Origin of the sequence: Pseudovibrio sp. Ad5 (assembly GCF_001623095.1) — a bacterium.
Lineage (GTDB): Bacteria > Pseudomonadota > Alphaproteobacteria > Rhizobiales > Stappiaceae > Pseudovibrio.
Genome location: NZ_LMCH01000063.1, coordinates 49,744 through 69,850 on the forward strand (window position 1 = coordinate 49,744; position 20,107 = coordinate 69,850).

The 20,107-nt window shown below is 54.6% G+C and carries 15 protein-coding genes; 5 read left to right on the plus strand and 10 right to left on the minus strand.

What is annotated here, in order from left to right; genetic code table 11:
* Positions 1-9 precede the first annotated feature (9 nt).
* The 4 genes from PsAD5_RS19950 to PsAD5_RS19965 all read right to left on the minus strand — a co-directional run bounded on the left by PsAD5_RS19950 (position 10) and on the right by PsAD5_RS19965 (position 4,407).
* Positions 10-726 (minus strand): copper homeostasis protein CutC, encoded by a 717-nt coding sequence (locus PsAD5_RS19950; protein WP_063293374.1) that lies wholly within the window; start codon positions 724-726, stop codon positions 10-12.
* Positions 723-1,676 carry a N(4)-(beta-N-acetylglucosaminyl)-L-asparaginase gene (locus PsAD5_RS19955; protein WP_063293375.1) on the minus strand — a complete coding sequence of 318 codons (954 nt, stop codon included), beginning with the start codon at positions 1,674-1,676 and terminating at the stop codon, positions 723-725. Before PsAD5_RS19955 ends, PsAD5_RS19950 begins: the two co-directional genes overlap by 4 nt.
* A gap of 405 nt (positions 1,677-2,081) precedes the next feature.
* Positions 2,082-3,119 (minus strand): helix-turn-helix domain-containing protein, encoded by a 1,038-nt coding sequence (locus PsAD5_RS19960; RefSeq protein ID WP_084406022.1) that lies wholly within the window; start codon positions 3,117-3,119, stop codon positions 2,082-2,084.
* Positions 3,120-3,801: 682 nt separating this feature from the next.
* On the minus strand, positions 3,802-4,407 hold the full coding sequence (locus PsAD5_RS19965; RefSeq protein ID WP_063293377.1) for an NAD(P)H-dependent oxidoreductase: 606 nt from the start codon (positions 4,405-4,407) through the stop codon (positions 3,802-3,804).
* 103 nt (positions 4,408-4,510) lie between these two features.
* On the opposite strand from PsAD5_RS19965, the gene PsAD5_RS19970 reads away from it, so the two are divergent.
* Positions 4,511-5,410: a LysR family transcriptional regulator gene (locus PsAD5_RS19970; RefSeq protein WP_063293378.1), complete on the plus strand. Its 900-nt coding sequence runs from the start codon at positions 4,511-4,513 to the stop codon at positions 5,408-5,410.
* Between the two features lie 9 nt (positions 5,411-5,419).
* On the opposite strand, the gene PsAD5_RS19975 is transcribed toward PsAD5_RS19970, so the two are convergent.
* The 5 genes from PsAD5_RS19975 to fabI form a co-directional block, all read right to left on the minus strand.
* Positions 5,420-5,902 carry a GNAT family N-acetyltransferase gene (locus PsAD5_RS19975; protein WP_063293379.1) on the minus strand — a complete coding sequence of 161 codons (483 nt, stop codon included), beginning with the start codon at positions 5,900-5,902 and terminating at the stop codon, positions 5,420-5,422.
* A gap of 889 nt (positions 5,903-6,791) precedes the next feature.
* Positions 6,792-7,952, minus strand: coding sequence for an acetate/propionate family kinase (locus tag PsAD5_RS19985; protein WP_063293381.1), 1,161 nt, complete (start codon positions 7,950-7,952; stop codon positions 6,792-6,794).
* Positions 7,949-9,331, minus strand: coding sequence for a bifunctional enoyl-CoA hydratase/phosphate acetyltransferase (locus PsAD5_RS19990; protein ID WP_063293382.1), 1,383 nt, complete (start codon positions 9,329-9,331; stop codon positions 7,949-7,951). Before PsAD5_RS19990 ends, PsAD5_RS19985 begins: the two co-directional genes overlap by 4 nt.
* Positions 9,332-9,340: 9 nt before the next feature.
* Positions 9,341-11,620, minus strand: coding sequence for a DUF3141 domain-containing protein (locus PsAD5_RS19995; protein ID WP_063293383.1), 2,280 nt, complete (start codon positions 11,618-11,620; stop codon positions 9,341-9,343).
* 19 nt (positions 11,621-11,639) lie between these two features.
* The gene (fabI, locus tag PsAD5_RS20000) at positions 11,640-12,404 is read right to left on the minus strand and encodes an enoyl-ACP reductase FabI (protein ID WP_057461408.1); all 765 of its coding nucleotides are present in this window, start codon (positions 12,402-12,404) and stop codon (positions 11,640-11,642) included.
* Positions 12,405-12,785: 381 nt separating this feature from the next.
* On the opposite strand from fabI, the gene PsAD5_RS20005 reads away from it, so the two are divergent.
* Positions 12,786-14,819 carry a hypothetical protein gene (locus PsAD5_RS20005; RefSeq protein WP_063293384.1) on the plus strand — a complete coding sequence of 678 codons (2,034 nt, stop codon included), beginning with the start codon at positions 12,786-12,788 and terminating at the stop codon, positions 14,817-14,819.
* A gap of 26 nt (positions 14,820-14,845) precedes the next feature.
* Positions 14,846-15,301: a CesT family type III secretion system chaperone gene (locus tag PsAD5_RS20010; protein ID WP_063293385.1), complete on the plus strand. Its 456-nt coding sequence runs from the start codon at positions 14,846-14,848 to the stop codon at positions 15,299-15,301.
* Positions 15,302-15,364: 63 nt separating this feature from the next.
* On the opposite strand, the gene PsAD5_RS20015 is transcribed toward PsAD5_RS20010, so the two are convergent.
* Complete coding sequence (locus tag PsAD5_RS20015; protein WP_063293386.1) at positions 15,365-16,426, minus strand: NAD(P)/FAD-dependent oxidoreductase; 1,062 nt, start codon at positions 16,424-16,426, stop codon at positions 15,365-15,367.
* Between the two features lie 326 nt (positions 16,427-16,752).
* Between PsAD5_RS20015 and PsAD5_RS20020 the strand changes: the two genes are divergently transcribed.
* Positions 16,753-17,310 (plus strand): helix-turn-helix domain-containing protein, encoded by a 558-nt coding sequence (locus tag PsAD5_RS20020; protein WP_063287536.1) that lies wholly within the window; start codon positions 16,753-16,755, stop codon positions 17,308-17,310.
* A gap of 105 nt (positions 17,311-17,415) precedes the next feature.
* Entirely contained in the window at positions 17,416-19,899 is a 2,484-nt protein-coding gene (locus PsAD5_RS20025) for a GcvT family protein (RefSeq protein ID WP_063293387.1), read from the plus strand.
* Positions 19,900-20,107 lie beyond the last annotated feature (208 nt).

The window sequence follows — 20,107 nt, forward strand, 5'->3', positions numbered from 1 at the left end:
TTAATTGTTTTATGCATTTACCTGAATTACTTCTTTGAGTGATCTCACCAATTCTTCATCGGTCCGTTTTTCTCCGGCGCTTTCAAAGCCAAAATCCAGCAGACGCTGGTCTTGCGGATAAGTTTTACCGCAGCCTGCATGAATCTCAGTGAAACCAGCAGCTTGTAAGATATCGGGCGCCGTCTGAGTGTTAACACCTGACCCCGGCATCACAGAGAGTCTGCCAGCTGCGGCTTTGTGCATGGCGGCTAGGTTCTCAATCCCATCAATTGCTTTGTAAGCACCGCCGGAACTGAGGATGCGTTCGAAGCCGAGTTCAACGGCAGCGTGGGTGGCCTCGATCAGATCTGGGGCAAGGTCAATGACGCGGTGGAGCGTTACACCAAGATCGCCAGCATGATCCACTAGTGTATTCAATAGGTTAGTGTCGAGTGCGGTGTTGTGTTGGTTTGCGCCCAGAACAACACCGGCCAAATTGGTATTACGGGCAGCTTCAATTTCTCGCTTCATCTGGTCCACCTCTTGCGGGGAGAAGATGAAGTTACCCCCGCGCGGGCGAATCATGGCGTAGACCGGGATGGGGGCTTTGGCTGCCAGTTCCATCAGGCCAACGGACGGCGTCAGGCCGCCCATGGCGAGGCAGGAACACAGCTCAATCCGGTCAGCTCCGCCAGCAACAGCAGCATTCAACCCGGCAATGGTGTCAACACACACTTCCAGCTTCATGACTGAACCTCCATCTGACCCGCCATCAAATCCTCTGCCCGAATGGCCTTGCGTTTTTCAGGCTGGCCGAGCTCCGGTGTCCAGACCCAATAGACGATCTCCTCGTCACACCCCACATTGACCACGCGGTGTTTGCCCGCTGCATCAATGGCATGGATCACAACACCGCCGATGTAACCGCTCTCCAGCTCCTGCAACTCAGAGATCGCCAGCCGCAACGCATCATCCAGCGAAATGCCGAGCTTCATGGCCAGTACAATGGTGCGGGCGGTACCGCAGCGCATGGTCATTTCACCTGTATGAGTGCATGCGGCCGCGCCATAGCGGCTGTCAGCATAAAAGCCAGCGCCGGGAATGGGAGAGTCGCCAACACGGCCCGGATACTTCCAGGCCCAACCTGATGTAGAGGTGGCGGTGCAGATGTTGTTTTGGCTGTCTTTACAAAGGAATACGGTGGTGTCTCGCACCTTTTCGGGGTCAGTGATTGCTTTGGTCAACGGTGCCAGATCCGTGTTGGGAAAGGCGGCTTTCTGCTCGTCGCTCATCACCTCTTCCAGCTTGCGCCACCACACCTGTTTGCTGTGTTCCAGCAAGGCGGGATCCTTTGCAAACCCAAGCTCATCTGCGTAACGGCGAGCCCCCTCACCCACCAGCATGGTGTGTGGCAGGTTATCCAGCACCGCCTTTGCCAGACGGGTGACCTCCAGCGTCATTGGAACGCCTGCAATAGCGCCGTAGTCACGGGTGGTGCCGTCCATCACGCTGGCGTCAAACTCCATGTTTCCCAACAGGTTCGGCCAGCCGCCATAGCCTACACTGCGCACCTTGGTTTCAGCTTCCACCAAAGACAGTCCGGGCACCAAGGCATTAAGCCCATGTGCTCCGTTTTGCAGGTGACTGGCGGTGGTGCCAATGCCGGGCCAGCTTTCAGAATTACCAAGTACGATCATTGCGCCGCTCAAAACTTATCAGAGAATAAATCACAGTAACTCTTTGATGATGCCTTCGCCCTGTCAATGCTACCAATCCGGCTCCAGTCGGAAATGTCGTGTCTCTGCCATCAACGGCGCTAATCTAACATGCTGAAATATCTATGATATTCACGTTGAAAATTGGTAGCATCCAAAAGTTGTGAGCGTTTGCGTTGTTTTGTGCGTTCCTTTGAAAGCTTTTGCGTTTTCCTGCGTTGCTATGTTTTTACCCACAAATCACGCCAGATCCTAACAATACGGACCTCTCGGCTGGTCACTTTGGACCGCTTCATGAAATGGATATCGGGCAATTTGTGAAGGTACGCAGGTACTGTGTCGCTGTGATACCTGGGGTCAACTTGATCTCAGAGGATCAAGCTCCCCTCAGTTCAACTTCGCCTCTTTTAGCGAGGTGAGCCAGTTGGAGAAGATGCCGCTGGAGATGCGGGTTTTGTGGTCTTGTCCGGCGGCGACGTCCATCAGGATGTCGCGAGGAGAAACGCCATAGTGTTCTTTGAAGCTGCGGGTGAAGCTGGAAGCGTGCGAAAAACCACAGCTCTCGGCGATCTGCTGGATTTTGACTGTATCACTTCCGGAGCGCAGCAGCTTGCGCATGGCGTGTTTCATGCGGATGTAACGCAGGAAGGCCATGAAGCCGCCCATGGGCTCAAACAGGCGGTAGAGGGTGGTGCGAGACACGTTGAGGTGATGCGCCACTTCTGTGCTGTTCAGGCGTGGGTTGGTATAGGTTCGGCTGATATACTCGGCGGCTTGTAAAAACCGCGCTGCAGTCTGATTGTTTTCATCCAGTGCATATGGGATTCTCGGGCCGTTGTTCATCTGGTTAGCGACCAGCTTGGCGATGCATTCCACGATTGAGGTGACATCCTCATCTGACAGGTAACCCAGTTGACCGCGAAGCAGCTGCATCATGCTGATCACCGCATTGGTCGAGCCGCCTGTTGCGGGAAGGCACAGGGTTGGGTAGGTGCGATCGCCATGGAGGAACGGTGCCAGTGCCGTTCGCGGCAAAGCCAGTGTCATCAGCTTGTAAGAGCTGTGGTCTACCACAAACGGTTCGGCCATATCCTGCACGATCAGATGACCGGGTTGGAGTTCCACGCTCTCCTGGCCCATGTGGGTGACGCAATTGTGGGTGTGATCATAAAATTGCACAAACACAGCGTCCATGCCATCGCGGGCAATGCGTTGGCTGGAGCGGATGAACCTGTGCGGGGTCGCGTTGATGGTTGCCACAAAGCCACTTTTATAGCGAAATCCGCGCACGCCCGCACCAAAGGCATCTGGTGAAGCGGTGTTGGAAGCCAGACAAGCCTCTCCCGTCGCTTCGGCGACCCCCTCGCGCCATTCATCCCAGTTGATACTGGGCCGGTAAATCACCTCAGGTCTCGGCTCATTCATTGAGTTGTTCGATTCAACAGACATTCTACCCGGTACTATACTGCAACTTGTGCGTGGTAATTCCAATCTGCGCTTAAAATATTCCTGAAGGTTGGAGAACGAAGGAGCTACAGTCCCGATTGAGAATGGGACCTGCGAGGCCACATCGTTCTGTCAGTTTTGCGTCCCCTCCCGTTGAAAAAGATTCAAAACGGGCATTGATACCGTGGTCCTGCTTATGGTTGGAGGCAAGGCGGTGTTGAGCAATGTGTCCTACGCTAAGTCTGACAGGAATGGTGTCCCTCCAGCCTTCAGATGACCAAATTTCAGGAAGCGCCCCCCGAGCCTCGGCCATAAAAAAAGAATTCTGAAAATGAATGCAGTGCTGACCATCAGATCAAGGCACCGAAAACAAAGTCACCACCATGTCGCCCCATCCATAATGCCACAGTAGGTTTATTCTTCTAAAGGATCGCCATGAAAACAAGGGCGTGAAACAAATTGCTAAAACAAAGCTGTGCTTTGAAACGACAGGCTAAGAGACCTGGGCAGCGGGAAGAAGATGCAGTTGATAAAGATCGAATCGATTTTTAATGAATGAGCTGTTTAAATTCTCGGTTTGCCCATTGGCTAAGGTTTTGGATGAGCAGAAAAAGGCGAGCACAAAGACCCGCCTTTTTGAAGAATGGAATGTTGAAAGTGGTCAGGCGCTGACGCGGGCAGCGAGCTTGGCATTGTTTTCCAGCAGCTTGTCCAGCCGCGCTTTTTTGATGACTGGGTTGAGCTCAGGGTCCAGAACATGTGCGAGCAATGCTGTATTGGAAGCTTCGATCGCGGCGTCATCAACCACTGCAAGGCCGTGCAAGACGAAGGGGCGCAGGTAAACCATTCCAGTCAGCAAGGCAGTCTGTTGAAAGGGCTTGAGCAACTCATCCATGCTGAAATTGTTGTAGCCACCTGCGTGATAGCTGTCCTCCGGTCCACCGGTAGAGATAGCCAGCAGCAGTTCCCGCCCGGCCAGTTTGGTGCCACCCGGGCCATAGGCAAAGCCGTAGGTCAGGACCTGATCTTGCCATGCTTTCAGCGCTGGCGGGGCGGAATACCAATAAAACGGAAACTGGAAGACGATGCGATCGTGAGAGAGCAGGAGTTGCTGTTGTTCTTCAACGTTAAAGCTCAAAGTTGGGCCGCCAACACGGGCCAGATCAAGCACGGTGATGTCATCTGTTGCGGCAAATGCTTCAAACCAGGAGCGGTTGATACGGGATTTTGAAAGGTCGGGATGGGCAGTGAGAACAAGGGTTTTCATCGCAGGAAGGCCTCTTAGAATGTCTGATCTCTGCTTTATAACAGGGTGCATACATGCTATTAATTGCCTCCATATCAATCCAATAGATGTATGGTATCAAATAATGCGTTTGCCTCTTGCCATGCTGGAAGTGTTTAATGCCATTGCGCAGAACGGCAGTTTAAAAGGAGCCGCTCAGGCGCTTGGCATAAAACCGTCCACGGTGTCTCATCAGTTAAAATCGCTGGAAGAGCAGCTCGGGACGGCTCTGTTTGTGCGCACCACCCGATCGGTAACCCTGACGGATGCGGGCCGTGCGTTGCAAAGTGGCGCGGGCGCTGCTTTTGACCTGCTGGGGCAAGCGGTAAATGATGCAAAGGAACACGGCAGCAGCGCCCGAGGCAGTTTAAAACTGACCTTGCCTGAGTTTGTGTTTCATTCCTTCCTTGCAGATCTCCTGCCCAGCTTTCAGGCTGCTTATCCGGAGATACAGCTGGAACTTTCTCTGACGGATGCCATTGTCGACATCGTTGCAGATGGTTTGCACGGCGGGCTTCGTCTGGGGGGAAAGATTGCGCAGGATATGATTGCGATCCGTATCTCTGACCCGCAACCCCTGACCGTCCTTGGCAGCAAGGCCTATCTGGCTGTGCATGGCACGCCGGAAAAACCTGAAGACCTCCTCGCGCACAACTGCCTTCACTACCGTTTTCAGACATCAGGGCGGTTGGCGCCGTGGGTGTTTGAGGTGGATGGCAACACCGTGGAGATTGATATCAAAGGAGGGTTGATCCTCAACACCCTTCCCTCTCAGTTGCAGCTGATGGAACAAGGCATGGGATTGGTGCTGACCTTCCGCGAATATGCGCTGATGCAGTGCGACCTGACAAAGGTGCAATGCCTGCTGGAGGATTACCTGAAACCAACAGAGCCGATCTATCTGTTTTACCCGCGTGAATACAAAAACCTGCAGGCCCTGCGCCTGTTCATCGACCACATCAAGGCCCACCGGCAGTTGGTGTAACGGGCAGGGTTAAGCTGCTGGTGCCTTGTACGGTGGCACTTGCCGCAGGACCATGCCGTGTTTTTGGTCGGCTTTGTAACCGAGGCTTTCGTAAAAGCCTCTTGCGCCGCGGTCTTGTCCGGTCAGCAGCATGATTTTGTAGGCGTTGGCTTGCCAGGCTGCATCTCGCAGAGCATCCATGACCATGCGGCCAAAGCCTCTGCCCCGATAAGCTTTCAGCGTCACCACGTTCTCGACAAGGCAATACGAGCGACCACCATACGTCATGTTGGGTAGAATATGGAGCGTGGCGCAGGAGACGATCTGGTCGTAAATCTCCACACCAAACAGAGAGGTGCCGTCATGTCGCAAAAGCTTTGCGAATTGCGCTGGCCCGTCTTTGCCATAAACAAGGGGAATGCCATCTGTCAGCTCATTCAGGAGCGTGACGACATCCTCATAATCATCGAGAGAGAGCTGGCGGACGGTGATGGCTGGCGAGAGGACGGACATAACGGGACTCACTGAGAACGTGCGGCATTGATTATGCAGCAAGTTTACCGCGAAGTTGTTCTGAAGCCCAGCTCACTACATGGTCTATCCCAATGAGTTAGATCAGGTGCCAAAGTAGCAGCGTCGGGGTCGGATGATTTGTCCAATAAATTTGGATTTTGATCAATCTTAGTTACGTCTTGCGATGCTAAATACATCTTCAAACTTTGCCATGTCGGGTATGCTAATTCTGTGATACTGAACATTCCCAGAGTAGGAGAATTTAACAATTACGTGCTCATCTTCTTTGGTGAATAAAGAAGTTTTACAAATAAAGGCAACCATATTGCTGGATATTCTGTAGGAGTATTCAATTTTCCTCCCGACAAGGAAGAGGCGATCAACTCTACTCGGTTTGTAGTCTGTTAATTCTGTCATTTCGAGTACTCATCAATGTAGGTTGGTAGCCTAATGAACTGATACTCCTGATCAAGTTTTGGCCTCAAGTTGATATTGTGTGCGCATAAGATACTTTGGGACATGTACAAAAATAGCTCTAGACGTACATATAGAAGTACCCTCATAGCGAGTTAATTCTGAGTATACAATCAACACCTAAGTTTCTCCGCTAAGATAGTTGCACCTCCTTGAAGTTGCCAATCACTACAAAAAATACTGATATTGTTGAGAGAAGGTATATTAGCTTTTTGATAATGGTGGCGATGATGATGTCGTTTACAGCGTTAGGCTTACCGGTCGTCGGTATAGTTAAAAGCAAGAAGTTCGACTGAAGCTCGGGCCAACCTCAGTTTATTTTTTGAGTATTTTCTGTGTTTCGTCCTTTTGGGAGAGGAATATCTATGGTTCTTTTCGCAATTGGATAAACAAAGGCAGCAGTACTAATTGAGTCTCATTGAGTTTTCATGGCAGCTTTTGCGACGGCCCGTGCGATCACCTGTTCTTCGTTGGTGGGCATGATGAAGACGCGTACCGGTCCGGTCCCGATTTCCGGGGCGTTGGCCATGTTCTTTTCCTGATCGATGGTGATGCCGAGAAACTCCAGTGGTTCGCACACGCTGGAGCGCACCCGGGCTGAATTCTCGCCAATGCCAGCGCTGAAGATCAGGGCGTCGATGCCTTCCAGACTGGCCGCCATGGCGCCCACTTCGCGGCGGATCTGGTAGCAATAGTAGTTGATGGCTTGCTTGGAAAACAGCTCTTCTGAATGCTCCAGCACGCGCATGTCAGAAGATTCCTCCGACAATCCCAAGAGCCCGCTGCGGCGGTAGATGATGCTCTCGATCTCTGCTGCCGACAGTTCTTTTTCCTGCATCAGATAGAGCATGACGCCCGGGTCCAACCGTCCGCACCGTGTGCCCATGGGCAGGCCGTCGACGGCAGAAAAGCTGGTGCTGGCGTTGATGGAACGGCCATCTTCTACGGCGCACATGGAAGCGCCATTGCCCAGATGGGCGATCACGAGACGCCCGCGTGCCACATCCGGATATTCCCGGCGCATTTCGCTGCAGATGTAATCAAAGGAAAGCCCGTGGAAGCCATAGCGGCGCACGCCTTCCTCATAAAAATGCCGCGGAATGGCGAACGCGTCATTGGGGAAGGTGTGACCGGCATGGAAGGCCGTGTCAAAACACCCGATCTGCAGCACGCCCGGAAACACCTGTTTGGCCGCGCGGATGGTGGCCAGACTGTATGGCTGGTGTAGCGGCGCCAGCGGAATCATCTGCTCCAGCTTCTGCACCACCTCAGAGGTCAATTCTGTTGGTTTGAAAAAGGCATTGCCGCCATGAACGATGCGGTGTCCTATGCCAACGACAGGCTGCCCTTGCAAGTAGGGCTCCATCTTGGCGAAGATGGCGACGACGGCGCTGGCATGGTCAACTGTGCCCAGCTCCCGCACGATGTCCTCGCCGGGTGTCTGCATCTTCAAGCGGGCAGAAGGGCCCAGACGCTCAACAATGCCGGAGATGAAAAGGTCAGGCTCAGCCTGCGCTTTGTAAAGCGCGAACTTGACGGAGGACGATCCGGTATTGAGCGTAAAATAAAAACTCATGTTTTTTGGCTCGCAGCGTAAAGAAGCGCAACAGCGCAAGACATTAACCGGGCCTTGTCGTCATCTGCACGGCTGGTGAGGATCACCGGACAGCGGGCGCCCATAACCACTCCGCACACTTCTGCATGGGCAACAAAGGCCAGTTCCTTGGCTAGCATATTGCCAGATTCCAGATTGGGCACAACCAGTACATCTGCCCTACCAGCAACCAAGGAGGTGATGCCTTTTGTTACCGCCGCATCAATGTCGATGGCGTTGTCCATGGCCAGCGGGCCATCCACGATGCCGCCCTTGATCTGGCCGCGTTCTGCCATTTTGGAAAGGATCGCTGCATCCATGGTGGAGGGAATTTTGGTGTTCACCGTTTCCACGGCTGAAAGGATGCCCACCTTGGGCTGTTGCTGACCAAGCGCCAGTGCCAGATTGATGGCGTTTTGGACAATATCCACCTTGGCTTCCAGATCCGGTGAGATGTTGATGGCCGCATCACTGATGAACAGGAGGTGGTCCAGTCCCGGCACATCCATCACAAACACATGGCTGAGACGATTGTCAGTGCGCAGGCCCACATCCCGTTTCACGATCTCCGCCAACAACACGTCGGTGTGGAGCTGGCCTTTCATGATCGCCTGCGCCTTACCTTCGCGCACCATGGCCACGGCCTGTGCTGCCGCCTGACTGTGGCTTGCAACGTCAATGATATCGCAGTGAGCCAGATCTTTGCCAAGACGCTCTGCGGCATCCTCGATCTTTTCGCGAGAGCCAATCAGGACCGGCTCAATCAGCGTGTTTTCGGCTGCCAGCAAAGCGCCGCCCAGTGACTTGCGGTCTTCTGGCGCCACAACGGCGGTGATGAGAGGTGGGAGTGGGCGGGCCTGATCCAGCAGTCTATCGAAGTGCTCATGACTGCGCACAGTCAGACCCGGCAAGCTGACAGCCTTGGCGATTTTGCTGGTGCGCGGGGCGATAACCTCGGCCTCGCCTTCTACAATCACCTGACCGTCCGCGCGTTCCACGGTGGTTTGCAGCGTGACGACGTAATCGGGCAGCTTTTCCGTCACCTTCACGCGGGCTGTCAGATGGTCCCCTTCATAGGCACGACCCAGAAAGCGCAGGCTCTGGCTTTTGTAGAGCGTGCCTGGTCCGGGCATTTGGTTGCCCAGCACGGCAGAGATCAGGCTGGCGACCCAGAGGGAGGGGGCGACGCCTTCAAAGTCGCCTTCGCCCTCGCGATCTTCCTTGGGCAGGTGGATGGGGTTGAGGTCGCCGGAGGCATGGGCGGAGACGTAAAAATCATCCGCAGAGCAGGTCCGCTCGTAAATGGCTTCCATGCCAACTTCGATCTGGTCGTACGGAGTATTCTTGTAGGTTGTTGTCATCAAACCTTCCTAACCCCATTTGAGCGACTTCTTCAGACAGTGCCACAATTCCAGAGAATTGGGCGCCATATTCTCTTCCTTGCCAATAATGTAGGACACGGCCTTGTAGGCAAAGGTCTTGTCCTTCTCGCTTTTCAGCAAGCCCGGCAGGGCATTGTAACCGGCTTCCATTTCGAAACGGGAAATGAGAGTCTGATCGTGAATGAGGAAGTTGCGCTCTTTCGGATCCATGGATTTGAACGGTGCCCATGTGGTCAGCACTTCGTTGAACCGCTCCAGCTTTTCGCCGCGCACTTCGGTACGGGTGTCGGCAATCATCAGCACAATACGCACGATGGCTGCGGCTGCCCCGCCCTTCTCGATCTTCTTGAGCGCGTTCTGGATGCTGGTCAGACTGTGCAGGTCCTGCATTGGCACTTTTGGCCGGCGGAAGGACAAGGCCTTGCCGTATTCCACGGCAGGCGGTGAGGCCCAGAAGGTGAGGAAGCTGTTTTCAATGAAGGCCTCGCGCATGTCCTTCAGCGCATCCCAGCCATATTCAATGCTGTCGGCCATCAGCTCCTCCCAGTAATGGAAGGGCGTTTTGGCCATGTTGGGCGTGTGGTTTTCCTTCACCGCTGCGGCGGCCATGGTGGGCCAGAACATCAAGGGATTGGTGGAGGCAAAGGCGCCATTTGCCAGCCGCATGGGGTGCATATCGCGGGTTGCATCCGCTGCCTGCGTGCTGTTCATGGTTTTCAGAACAGGGCCAATGGTGCTGTCATACACGTCCTCCCAGCTCTCAGAAAAGCGGGCGACACCGGCAAACGCTTTTTCCTCATCGCGTTCACCAGTTTCCAGCAGCATTTCATCAATGGTCTTACGGGCAAAGCTCACCTTGAACTTGGCATCACAGCCTTTGCCCTTCTGCTCTTCAATCTGCAGTTTGTAGAGCCCGGGAGGCATGGCCTCGATGGTCTTCAGCGTGGAAGCCACCTGCGTATGTTCGCGCTTGGCCACGCTGGAGGAGACAAAGATGCCCAGATGCCCGACCTGATCATGAAGCATATAAAGGATACGCTGGCCGAGGATCTCGATTTCCGCTTCATCCGTGTAGGTGTCGGCAATCCAGTTGAGCGCCTGATCGGGCGGGGTGATGTTATCGCCATAGGAGGAAAACACGATAATCGGGGACTTGATGGTCTTTAAGTCAATGGGGCGCCCCGGTTCCAGAAAGGCTTCATTCTTCGCCAGCTTGTTGCCGATGAAAAGGTTGTCCAGAATCCAGCGGAATTCCTCCTCCGTCATGTAGTAGAAGCCGCTCCACCATTTCTGGAATTCCAGATAGCGCTCTTCGTCCTTGTCGATGTTGGTGTAAAGGTCATAGTACTTGCGGAACCAGTTGCGGCCCGGGTTCAGCATCTCGAAGTTCTGCACCAGATTGGCACCATCAAAGACGCCGTTGCCCAGATCTGCGGAGAGCAAGGCAGGTACGATGCCGCCTGTCAGGCCTGCGGAGTAGCGCATGGGGTCCTGCCCCATCTTGCCGCTCCAATAAGACATGGGCGCACCGTTGAGCACAATCGGCCCCACCAGATCCGGATAGACCGCTGCCAGAATAGCTGTTGCCCACCCGCCCTGACAGTTACCAACCACGATGGGCTTGGGGCTATCTGGGTGGCGTGAGATGATTTCGCGCAGGAAGGCCGCTTCGGCATGGGTGACGTGCGACAGCTCCTGATTGGGCTCTGGCATGGGGTGAAAAGCGACAAAGTACACAGGGTGCCCGTCACGCAGGGCAACCCCCACCTGACTGTCATTCTTGAACCCGCCAATGCCTGCGCCGTGGCCAGCACGCGGATCGATGATCACATAGGGGCGCTTCCAGTCCAGCACTTCCACGCCCTCAGGTGGAATGACCTTCAAAAGCATGTAGTTGCAGGGGCGCGGCAGGTTGCGACCCTCAACAACCACCTCGTAATCATAAATGAGAACCGGAGGGCAGCCCTTGGCCATGTGGTCAAAGTATGTGTCACTGGCTTCGCGCAGGGCATCCATGGTCAGGATGGCGCGTTCGCTGGATTCTTTGAGATAATGCGACCAGGCATCCAGCAGTTTCTTGGGCGTGTCGTACGGACCCCAGGATGCGGCCAGTGCGTCGCTTTTGGTTTTTGATTTGGCCTGTTTCTTCTGAAGGTCGTTCATCAGGCGCGTGGAGCGTCGTGAGTTGGCGACCTGCAAAAACTGGTTTTGTTCAGCGAGGGCCTCAAAGTACTGGGCGGTTCGCTTGCTAAAGAGTTCTACTTGCATAATCTACCTCGGTGCCGGCCTAACCAATGATGCGGTAACCACCGTCAATGGGGTGAACCACGCCGGTGATGTTTCGGGCTTCATCACTGGCCAGAAAGGCGGCATATGCGCCAATGTCTTCAATACTTGCGAGTTTTCGGGTGGGAGCACGCTCTGTTGCGTCAGCCAGCATCTCGTCAAAGCTGGCAATACCGCTGGCGGCGCGTGTTGCCAGCGGGCCGGGGGACAGCGCGTTGACAGAGATGCCCTTCTGGCCCAGTTCGGCAGCCACATAGCGCGTGGTGCTTTCCAGCGCGGCTTTCACCGGACCCATAATGTTGTAATGGCTGATCACCTTTTCCGAGCCATGGAACGTCACGGTCATGACGCTGGACCCGGAGGGCATCAGCGGTTCTGATTTGCGGATGAGGCGCAGGAAGGAGTGCACGGAGATGTCCATGGCCACGCCAAACCCCTCTGCCGAGCAATCCACCACGCGGCCATGCAGGTCAGCCTGCGGGCAAAAAGCGATGGAATGGAGCAGAATGTCCAGCGACCCCCAGACCTGCTCGATTTGCTGGTAAAGAGCATCCACCTCGTCAGGTTTCGTCACATCCAGCGGTGCAAAAATGGCTGCATCGGCTTCTTCTGCCAGTGGGGCCACATGCTTTTTCGCTTTGTCATTCAGGTATGTAAGAGCCAGTTCTGCGCCTTGTGCCTTCATGGCTTTGGCGCATCCCCATGCAATGGACTGGCTGTTCGCCACCCCAACAATAAGGGCTTTCTTGCCCTTCAATGAAAACATGCGGTCATTACCCTGTTGGTTGAAACCTGTCATTTGGAAGGAAGACAACAAGACTAGAAATAGCTATACAGGAGAAATAAGGAAAACCAAGGTGCGAAATCTAGTAAATGAATTGGGCGGTTGAAATATTCAAAGAGAGACTATTTATGTAACTAAGTAATTTTGTAATTAAATTTAAGTCGTTTCTCAATGAGCGTTGAGTAACTTAGTTTTCCAAGACAAATGTGTCCGTTGTTTACTTTTTTCAGTTGGTGACCCGAGTTGAGTGCCTGTCAGCACAGACGCGCCCGGCAGGGGATTCTAATAGTTTGATTAAAACGTGATCCCGGAGTGTTTCTGTAGTTTTCGGGAAAGAAGATATTACCAAGCGATGGTGCTTTCATGACCGGATCAACTTTATCTGTTTCAACCACTCAGCCAACTGTCCCTCAACCCGATCTTGCGCAGTATCAGGATGTGGTTCCTCCTAAGCCAAGTGAGCGGATTGTTGAGTATTCGCTCAACTATGTGACGAAGAAAACGGCGCAGCATGAAGCGGTTCTGGGTGAAATAAAGCGCGAGCTCAATTCTTATTTCAGCACTGAAGTCACGGAGAAGGTGGTTGATCACTTCCTCTCCACAAAGCCACATCTGCCAAAGTCCAGCGTGCTCGCCATGCTCCTTCATGTGCCGAGCAAAGCTTCACAGCAAGCGCAGGAAAAGGTGACGGCGCTCTTTGAAGAGGCCCATGCCTATGGCAGCAGGTTGACGATGGAAACCTTTTTTGAAGGCGCCGCAATTCCGGAAGATCCCAAAAAAGCGGCAGAAGTTCTTACGGCCCGCATTGTTGAGCTGGCAAAAACAGCAGATGCAGATGGTATTTCCAGCATCACGCGGTCGCTGAGCTTTCTTGGCGGCTCAGACAATGCAGTGTTGAAAGAGGCCGTACCGATCGCGCTGAAGGCTGTTCATTCAACGCTTGTCTACCCCGAGAGCGTCCGGACACAAAATGCTGCGCAGGGGGGAGACGTTGCCCGCGTGCCGGGTGAGGTGACAACCCATCTGCTCGCACTCATCAGAAATGAAGCGCAAACCCCGGGTCTGGACCCGGAAACAGCTGGCAATCTGGCTGAGGTTGACGGGTATGTGAAGGATCAGGTGCTGGGCCATAAGATCTCCGTGCCGGAAACCCGTGAGCTGTTGACTGCTGTTGCGGAGCGATTTGAGGAAATCGGCCTGAATGGCCTTGCCGATGAGACCAAAACGCTGCTGGGACAGCTGGGCAAGAGTGATAACCCACCGCTGACGCGCCTGCACGATGCAATCTACTCCCGCGTGCTCGACAGTACCTTTATTGCGGATATGGTTCACGACACGCCGCAGTCCGTGATGAACTCCGCACAGCTGGTGAAAGATGGCATCCGCGATGTGATTTCCATCCAGACCCCGCGGGTCCAAAACCAGACAGCCATGACCATGCACAGGATGATGGCAGGCAACGAGCGGTTCTGGATGCCGGAATGTCCGGAGCTGATGGAGTTTGTGCAAGGGCCGCGTGACGATGCGCTGATGAATCTGGACAAGTTTTTGTCCGCTCCAACCCGCAATGGATATGACGCCATTGCAGTTCCCATGCTGGTTGTGAAGTCCACTGTTGCCTTGCATGCATTGCTGACCAAGACGGTGCCTGCAGACCGCCAACCACTGGTCGTCAACGGCAAGAAGGTCGCTGACTTACCTGCTTATGTAAAGGTTGCCAACAAGGCCTATCAGGGGATCTGTCAGGAAGCCAATCGAACGAATGCTCCGGAAGATCCTGATTTGCAAAAAGCAGACAGATCCAAAGTTGGGCGTACGGACACGCCAAAGAGTGCGCATGCCGGGATCACCCTTGGCTATCAGCCCGGCAGTGTGACGTTTGAAGGAGATGCAGGCAAGATCCCGAGCACGCACCCGGCGGATGTGAACCTGCCAAAGCTGCAGGAACCGAGCAAGTCTCAGGTGGAAGCGCTGTCTCGTGGTATGCCGTTTGCCTCTGGTGTTTCCGGTTCAACCAACCTCAACCTGCATTTCCTGCATTATCTGAGGCACACCTCCCCTAACCCGGACCAGATTCCGGATTCGAAAGACTACATGGTCGCAAACACCATGTTCCTGAACTACGACGGCGGTCACTCAATCCACGAGGCGCTTTGGGTCGGGCAAGAGCTGGACGGTACGTTGGGGCTGGATCTTGGTTTGGCGCAAGGGAAGCCCGATGGAACTCAGATTGAGTCCTCAAGCTATGTCTCCGACCTCAATGAGTTCATCGACCTTTACGATGGCACGGAGACTGGTGACGCATTGGCACGAGCCAAGGAAAACGCCTGGGATGCGACACTGGATTACTTTGATGAGCACAGCTATGCCGCCGGTAAAACCGTGAGCGACGCCTGAGCCTCAAGCCAATTTGGAAATAGAAAATGAAACACGCTGAAACACTCATTGCCGAGCTTGGCGAGAAAATCGGGCTGCCAAACCTTCAACTGGATGAGGAAGGGCTCTGCTCCTTTGACGTCGAGGAGGAGTTTACGCTCACCTTGGGTGCGAACAATCAGGATGAGGTGATCCTGTTCGCCCTGCTGCCTGATATTGAGAAAGACAAACGCGAGGCAGGATATCGGTTGTTGCTGCAAGCCAACTTGCTGGGCAAAGGCACCGGAGATGCGGTTCTTGCCATGACGGAAGGCGACAACCAGCCAGCGCTGAACTCAAGGTTTTCTGCCAAGAGCCTTGGTATCGCGCAGCTTGAAGAGAAGCTGGATACATTCATCAAGCTCGCCAAACTGTGGCGCGTGACCATCCAGTCCCTCAATGCCTCACAAAATGAGGGCACAACGCAGCTTCATCCCACAAACGATGAGTGGCTTCGCGCTTAAGCTTGGGCGCTTGTCATCCTGTTGGGCTGTTCGCAGGCAGCCCAACGGTCCATTGTCAGCCTCTTAAAGCGTAGGGGCAGACAGAGCTTGCTCGCAGATCTGGTTGCTGATCCGCTCGGCGATCAACGGGGCGAGGATGACGCCGGGGTGGCTGCCTGCCACGAAAGCGTTGGTGAAACCGTTGATGGGGCGGGCGAGAGGTTCGGAGGATCGGGTTGCCGGGCGTTGGCCGACTTGAATGGACAGCAGCTCCACACGGCCCGCATTGGCAAACGTATCTTTGACCGCCTGCACAACTGTCTCTCCGATGTGTGCCAGCTCTGCCGGGTCTTCGGTCTTTGGCGGGCATTCAGCAATGGCAAAGTTGCCTGTTCCAAGGCTACGCATCTCCACATCCGGTGTTTGCAGCACCGGAAGGAAGTCCGGCACCTCTGCACTCACTTCGATGTAGGTGCAGGGCGAGGTATAAAGATCGTGCTCCGGCTCGAATGGAGCGATCAACGCGCCATTGCCGCCACCGGAAGCAAGCACGGTAAAGTCGCTGGCTTGCAGCTCCCCTCCCATCATCACCCCTTTACAATGGTGGTCAGAAGCGTCGAGCCCGCTGGTGGTGCTGTTCAAAACCACCCTGCCGCCAAGGCGCTCAAAGGCGTTGACCAGTTTGCCGATAACTTTGGGCGGGTACCAAGACACATCCTGCGTCGAATGAGCTGCAAACTCTGGCGGGTTGGCGAGAGCTGGCAGATGCTGCTGAAGTTCTTGTTTGCTCATGGTGCGGGTTTGTGTGCCCGCCTGTTGCTGCCGGTCGATCAGGTCCTGGGTTTTTTCCGGTGTGGCGCGCCAGACAATGGCGCCGCCTTCTGCATCAAACAGCGTGCCGTCAAACTCCGCGTTCAGGGCTTTGTAACGCTGGATGCCATCAACCAACAACGGGAACAAATCCGGTTGGTCAATCGGATCATTGGCGATATGGCAGATCCAGCCAAAGGAAACACGTGAGACATCTCCGCCCACACTGTGGTTTGCATCAAACAGGGTGACTTTGAAACCTTGACGCGCGAGCTTATACGCAATCATGGCTCCCGTAATTCCGGCCCCGATCACGTTAACGCTTAAATTCTGCATAGATGCCTCAGTTCAAAGAAAAAGATACCGGCCAGCGACGAATATCGCTGATCAGCTGAAGAATTCAAAGGAATGGCTATGCGCAGACCCTAACGAACCCTCCTGCACGGTGGAACCGGCATCCTGAAAAATAAGAGGGTAGTGATATATTTGTCGCGACTAATATAGTTAGCGGGATGATTTCGGTAACCAATTGATACAGTGAGATAAACAACCGGTTGCATGGCTTTTGGTAGCCTGAATTGCAGGGCCTGCGTGAAATAATCCTTGAAAATTTCACGACGATTAGTGAAAATATCGCGAAATATTTCACGGAATCACGCCACATGACTATCACAAGTACATTGGGGGAAGATCTGAAGGCGCTTCGCATCGCGCGCGGTATGACGCTGGAAGATCTGGCAAAACTACTGGGCCGCTCAGTGGGGTGGCTCTCTCAGGTAGAGCGGGATAAATCCACGCCGCGCCATACAGACCTGAAGCAGTTTGCCGAGGTGTTCGGCGTCCAGCTCTCGCTGTTCTTCGGTAATGCAGAGGCGCCGGAAAATGAGAGAGGCCGTGTGGTGCGCGATGGCAACCGCCGCGTGATCGGGGAGCGGGATAAGGGCCTGCTTGAAACATTGGTGTCACCAGACCTGACCGACAGCTTTGAGATGATCCACTCCACCTTTCAACCTGGCTCTCACCGCAGCGCGGCGATTACACGCCCGACGCAAGAGGTGGCCTACATGGTCTCGGGCAAGCTGGATGTGTGGATTGGGGAAGAGATGTTCACGGTGGAGGCAGGCGACAGTTTCCGCATCAAGGAAGCGTCTTACCGCTGGTCCAATCCATATGCTGAACCTGCCATTGCGATTTGGGTGATCTCACCGCCGGTTTATTAGGGCACCCGCTCAAAGAAATGTTTGCAGACAAGAATGATACCCGTCTCACAGAGAACAGCGGGAGAGGACTACATGACAAACGAATAGATTTTGGAGGAGGTGCGCATGTCTATCCCAACCACCGCGCGGGTTGTCATTATTGGCGGCGGCGTTGTCGGCGTTTCCACGCTATACCATCTGGCAAAGATGGGCTGGAACGATTGCGTGCTTTTGGAAAAGAATGAGCTGACAGCAGGCTCCACATGGCATGCGGCAGGCAACTGCCCCAACTTTGCCACCAGCTATGCCGTAATGAACATGCAGCGCCACGGCTTGGAGCTGTATCGCAGGCTGGCTGATGAGGTGGATTACCCGATCAACTATCATGTCACCGGCGCGGTCCGACTGGCCCACAGCCACAACCGGATGATGGAGTTTGAGCATGTGGCCGCCATGGCTGAGCATATGGGCCTGACCATGGATATGTGCACGCCTGACCAGCTGCAACAACACTTCCCCTTTATGAAAACGCACGATCTGGAGGGCGGTCTTTGGGATCCGCTGGACGGCGATATCGATCCGGCGCAGGTGACACAGGCGCTGGCGAAAGGCGCGCGGGAGCTGGGTGCCCGCATCCTGCGGTTTACACCAGCCACAGGCGTGCGCCGTGAAGGCAGGGAATGGATTGTCTGTACTGAGACAGGTGAAATCCGCTGCGAGTATGTGGTGAATGCAGCTGGCTACTATGCTGCCCGCGTCGGCGAATGGTTTGAGCCGTATGGTGGGCGTGCTGTGCCTTCCGTTACCATGAGCCATCAGTATTTCATGACTGAGGCTGTTCCAGAGGTGGAGGCATGGACCAAGGCACAGGGCCGCAAGCTGCCCATGCTGCGTGATCCTGATACCTCCTATTACCTGCGGCAGGAAACGGGTGGGTTCAACCTTGGCCCCTATGAGAGAGCCTGCCGGACGGCATGGACCTCTTCAGATGACCCGATGCCGGATGACTTCAGTTTCCAGCTGTATCCGGATGATTTGGAGCGGCTTGAGTTTTACATTGAAGATGCGATGGCCCGCGTGCCCTTGCTCGGAACGCAAGGAGTGAAACGCAACATCAACGGGCCTATTCCCTACGCACCTGATGGCCTGCCCATGATTGGCCCCATGCCCGGCGTGCCCAATGCGTTTGAGGCGCACTCCTTCACCTTTGGCATCGCGCAAGGCGGCGGCGCTGGCAAGGTGGCCGCAGAGTGGATTGTACACGGCCAGACCGAGTGGGACATGTGGGCTGTCGATCCAAGACGTTACACCGATTACACTGATAAGCAGTACTGCATCGATAAGGCGAAGGAAGTCTACGGTCACGAATATGCCATGCACTTTCCCCATCACGAATGGCCAGCGGGCCGCGACCGCAAGCTCTCCCCCAACCACACCAGACTGCTGGAACTGGGTGGACAGATGGGAGCTTACAATGGCTGGGAACGGGCCGATTGGTTTGCGCAAACGGGCGACGATATCTCTCACGAGGCCACCCAAACATGGAGCCGCTCCGGTCCGTGGCAACAGCGGGTGCGAGAAGAATGTGAGGCCGTGCGGGACCATGTTGGCGTGCTGGACCTCCCCGGCTTCTCGCGGTTCCAACTCTCCGGCACAGGCGCTGCTGACTGGCTGCGAGGGCAGATCGCCGGAGGTCTCCCCAAAGTTGGCCGCATGACCCTTGGCTACTTCCCCGATGATCGTGGCCGAGTCCTGACGGAAATGTCGATCCTGCGTCATGACGCTGATGAGTTCACGCTGATCACCGCCGCGTTGGCCCAGTGGCATGACTTTGAGCTGCTGAAAGCCCATCTGCCAGAGGGATTGGGTCTAGAAGACCAGACAACGGACGCAACAACACTGATCGTCACAGGCCCAAACGCCCGTCAGCTGCTTGCTCCCATGCTCAAAGCGGACCTGTCCCTAAGCTGGCTGAGCCTGCAACAAGCCACCATGCTTGGTAAGGCTGTGATGTTGGTGCGCGTCTCTTTTGCGGGAGAATTGGGCTGGGAAATCCATGCGAGCAATGAGGATATGCCGGAGATTTATCAGGCGGTCCTTGCAGCTGGGGCCAAACCGTTTGGCATGTACGCGCTCAATGCCCTGCGGTTGGAGAAAGGCTATCGCAGTTGGAAGGGAGACCTCTCGACCGACTACACCTTGCTGGAGGCTGGTCTGGACCGGTTTGTTAAGCTTGATAAGCTGCAGAACTTCCCCGGCAAAGCTGCGCTGCTGAAAGAACAGGCAGAAGGCGTGAAGCGTCGGTTTGTGACGATGATCGTGGAGGCTGGCGAGTATGACGCTCCTTACATGTCCACCATTTGGCATGGGGATCACATGGTGGGGGAAGTCACCTCCGGCGGGTGGGGCTACCGCGTCAATGCCTCCATCGCGCTTGGTGTCGTGCAGGCTGATCTGGCAAAACCGGGAACTGAGCTGACCATCAAAATCTACGGCAAGCCCTACAAGGCAATCGTACAGTCGGATGAGCCACTTTGGGATCCGGAGAATGAGCGCCTCAAAGATCAAAGCATGTCTGAGAGTGTCGTTTTGGAAGGGCACACGATGTAACCCCGTTCATCTGACATGTTCTGCGGCATCCATATCTCTCCTGCTCCACACGACTGAAGCAGAAAAATATGGATGCCGTAATAGTTGGATATGCGATCTATACTTATAATTTGCCAAGCTTATATATGTATTAACCTCCATTTGTATTCGTGTGTACTTCGTATCGTGACATAATATAGCTTTGCGTGACGAGTTAGTGGCTGTATTA